The sequence below is a fragment of the Terrisporobacter sp. genome (assembly GCF_017888745.1).
Classification (GTDB): domain Bacteria; phylum Bacillota; class Clostridia; order Peptostreptococcales; family Peptostreptococcaceae; genus Terrisporobacter.
Map to the genome: position 1 here is coordinate 1 of NZ_JAGHFM010000299.1, position 3795 is coordinate 3795.

4 protein-coding genes are annotated in these 3795 nt (G+C 27.4%); 3 read left to right on the plus strand and 1 reads right to left on the minus strand.

The annotated features are described in order from the left end of the window. Positions 1 to 181: 181 nt before the first annotated feature. On the minus strand, positions 182 to 1975 hold the full coding sequence (locus J7G74_RS13605; RefSeq protein ID WP_297136327.1) for a peroxiredoxin: 1794 nt from the start codon (positions 1973 to 1975) through the stop codon (positions 182 to 184). A 230-nt stretch (positions 1976 to 2205) separates the two neighbouring features. On the opposite strand from J7G74_RS13605, the gene J7G74_RS13610 reads away from it, so the two are divergent. The 3 genes from J7G74_RS13610 to J7G74_RS13620 all read left to right on the plus strand — a co-directional run. After that, positions 2206 to 2562, plus strand: coding sequence for a hypothetical protein (locus J7G74_RS13610; protein ID WP_297136329.1), 357 nt, complete (start codon positions 2206 to 2208; stop codon positions 2560 to 2562). Between the two features lie 121 nt (positions 2563 to 2683). After that, a complete protein-coding gene (locus J7G74_RS13615; protein WP_297136331.1) occupies positions 2684 to 3448 on the plus strand; it encodes a protein phosphatase 2C domain-containing protein in 765 nt (254 codons plus the stop codon). A gap of 138 nt (positions 3449 to 3586) precedes the next feature. After that, positions 3587 to 3795: hypothetical protein (locus tag J7G74_RS13620; RefSeq protein WP_297136333.1), on the plus strand; the 209-nt coding region annotated here is incomplete at its 3' end.

A 3795-nucleotide genomic window follows, 5' to 3' on the forward strand; every position in this document is an offset into this window, starting at 1 on the left:
GTACATATTAATTATCCTCCTAGATTTATACAATTATAGATATTATTATTCAATTAATTCTCCTAAATATGTAATAAATATTTTATAGATACATTATATTGAGCATTCTTAAGTTTCAGTTAGTGTTAAATTAGATTAAAAGCTATGAACCTAGAATTTTCTAAACTCATAGCTTTTAAATTTATTGTGGTATTTCTCCATATATATCGATTAATTCTTGTTCAAATCCTACAGGGTTATTTATAGATTGATACATTGCTCTCGCTAATATATTTGCTTGGTCATAAGTTGATGTCCAAGAGAATATACCTCCTAAGCAATTGTTAAGAACATATTGAGCTTTTAAGAATATAGATAAATCATTGTCAAAAGACATAGCAAATTGTCCATCTTTGACTAAATAAGGAACCTTAGCCACATTATCAAATCTGTATTCATAACCATTTTTATTTATATAAGACTTTCTAAGTTCATCATAAGATCTTGTTATTGTTGCTCCAAGTCTTCCATAGAATGGAACACCAAGAAGTATTTTTTGTGAAGGCATTCCAGCATTTACTAAGTTATTAACAAATCTGTCTACACTATATCCTGGTAGAGATAAATCTGAATCAAATAAATTGGCCTGATGTCTTCTTCCTCTTTCTCCAGTTTCTCCTGCAGTAAAGTCATAGCTCATTAAATTAAAGTGTGTCAAAAGAGGAGCTACATTTGCTACTTCTAAACTATTATTAATATAAGCACTATCTCCAGTACCAGCAACACTAATCCAAGTATTAGGTCCAAGCACATCTCTTAAGGCAGTTATTAGAAGGGTAAAGTTTTCTCTATCTTGTGGTCTTGATTTTATTCCAGCAGCGCTACTTCCTGGATATTCCCAATCTAAATCTATACCATCTAAGCCGTAATCGTTGATTAGTTCTTGAACATTTCGTGCAAAGTTATATCTTGAAGATGGTGTAAGAGCTGCATCTGAAAATCCTTCAGCACCCCATCCACCTATAGCAGCTATTACTTGTAATGATGGTTTAACCTCTCTTAAATTTAACAATTGGTTTAAATATCCTGGTGATGGAACTATTAAATCACCATTAGAATCAATCTCTACAAAGGCATAAATAACTGCATCTAAAAAATTTGGATCTACATTAGCAGGATTTCCAAGTACATACTCTGCAACTATAGGTCTTAAATTTGGACAATTAGGATTTTGAGTATCTGGTGGTAACTCTTTATCTACAGGAGGTCTATTTAAATTTTTAGAGTTTGTAGATATTATATTACTAGCTTCTAAAGCTTTTTTAGTATTATTCATTCTTTCTATACACTTTTTACTTTCATCTTCTACAAAGCATAAATACCAATCTATACAAGAGTATTTTTTATTGCAATTTTTAACTCTACTTATTAGTTCTTTGTAAGTTTTTGGTGGTGGTACAATAACTGGCATTCCAGGCAGCCAGTTAGCTGGTGTTACAACTTTATCTCTATCAACTGTTTGTAAAGAATCTATTATTCTAAGAATTTCAGGAATATTTCTACCTGTAGATAGAGGGTAGTATAATATAGTTCTTAAAATTTGTTTATCATCTATAATAAATACAGTTCTTACTGTAGATGTACTACTCATTGGTTCAGAAATCATTCCGTACTGTTTGGCTATATTCATGCTCAAATCTTCGATTACTGGAAAGGTAATTTCTATTCCAGTAAGTTGTAGTATATTGTAAACCCATGCTAAATGAGAAGCATTACTATCAACACTAAGTCCGATTAATTGAGTATTTCTTTTTTCAAATTCACAAGCATATTTAGCAAAGCACATAAATTCAGTAGTGCATACAGGGGTAAAATCACCAGGGTGTGAAAAAAGTACAACCCATTTACCTGTATAATCACATAGTTCTATTGGCCCAAATGTGCTATTCGCTTTAAAATTAGGGGCCTTTTCTCCCAAGTTAGGAAGACATGCCATAAAATCACCTCATTAAAATAATTATATATCAATTTATTTTATTAAATTTATATCTATAATGTTACACTTAAGTATTTGCAATGATTTTTAATTATTTTATTAGAATGAAAAGTACAAAAATAACTATTTTTTCTACAATTAATAATTATTGATAATTGCCAATTTTGTATAAGTTTGTTATTATAGTAAATATAATGTAATAATCTATATATAAAGTTGAGGTGAGGAGCATGAAGAAGGTAATAAGAAAATTTAAGATTAAAACTATTAACAAAATTAAGCATTTATTTAATATAATATATAAATTATTAAAAGTCATTGTACAATCAGTTATAATATGCTTTCCTGTGACAACAGTTTTAGCAATATCTAATTCTTTATTTGGAGTGAATATAAGATTAAGTTATTATATAAAGTTAGCAATTTTAGCAACTTTGGGAATTTCTTGTTTGTTAGTTATTTTTAACTGGAAAAATATTATAGCTAAGCCAGCAAAACCAGTTAAAGCAACTAAAAAATCTGTTCCTGCTAATACTTATAAAAAGAAACAGAAATCTATTAATAGAAATAGACGAAATATATCGTAATATAAATAAAAATATGAATTGTTTATAATCCGCAAATTTAAAATAATATATGAATTTGCGGTTTTTTAAATTCTTTTAAAACATATTATTTAAGTATAAATAAAGTTTTAGGAGGAATATAATGATATTTACTGTGTTTAGCAAGAGTATAGTAGGTTACAAAAATAAGATAAAAAATAAATCTTCTCAAGATTATGTTAAATATGAAACTTTAGAAGAGGGTATAATCTGTGCAGTTGCAGATGGTCACAGCGGAGATTTTTTTACCCATAGCCATAAGGGATCGGAATATGCATGTGAAGCAGTTATTGAAGTTCTAAAAAAATATATAATATATGATTTAGATGATTTAGATATATTATTAAAAGAAAAGAAGATCCAAAAAGAAATTTGTGTTAGATGGAGAGAGTTGGTTGAAAAAGATTTTGATAGAAGTTTACCAAGGGCATATAAATTAAATTATTTTAGGTATGGAACTACATTATTAGCGACAGTGGTAACAGATAAATATAGACTATTTTTTAAATTAGGCGATGGAGAAATATTAATCAATAAAAATAAAATATTTAATAAAGTATTGTATTCTCATAAAAAATATTTAGTAGATTGTATGGCGGAAGAAGAAGCACATAATAAATTTTTATGGAAGCTCGAAGAAAATGTAGATATAGGAGGGTATTTTATAATTTTATATTCTGATGGATATGAAAATAGTTTCTCTTCCTATGAATATATGATAGAGGACTTAAATGATACTTTGACTAAATATAATAAAAATATATTTGCAAAATTGATTCTTGAAATGAATTATGAAGATTATCTGGAAAGATTAAGTGAAAAAGGTAGCCGTGATGATATAAGTATTATCTTTGTAAATGTATTGTAGATAGTTATAAAATGCCATATCCCTTAATTTAGTTTTATAAATTACCTTGGTAATTAGTTTTCGTGAATGAAAAAAATGTATATATATGATATAATGAAAAAAAGTTTTATGAATATTGGTTACAGAAAGGGAAGAGGGATGGACTTTAAAATATTTTATGACAAGGCTGTTAACTTAATATATGATAATCGACAAAAAATAGTAAAAGTTTGTTTAACAGCCTTGTCAGTATTATTATTAATGATAGTTCTCTATTTTAGTAGCGATAATTTAAATGTTAATAAAGAGGTAGAAGATTTAGTTACATATATAGAAAATAGAAATTATGGTGAAGCTGAGGATTATTA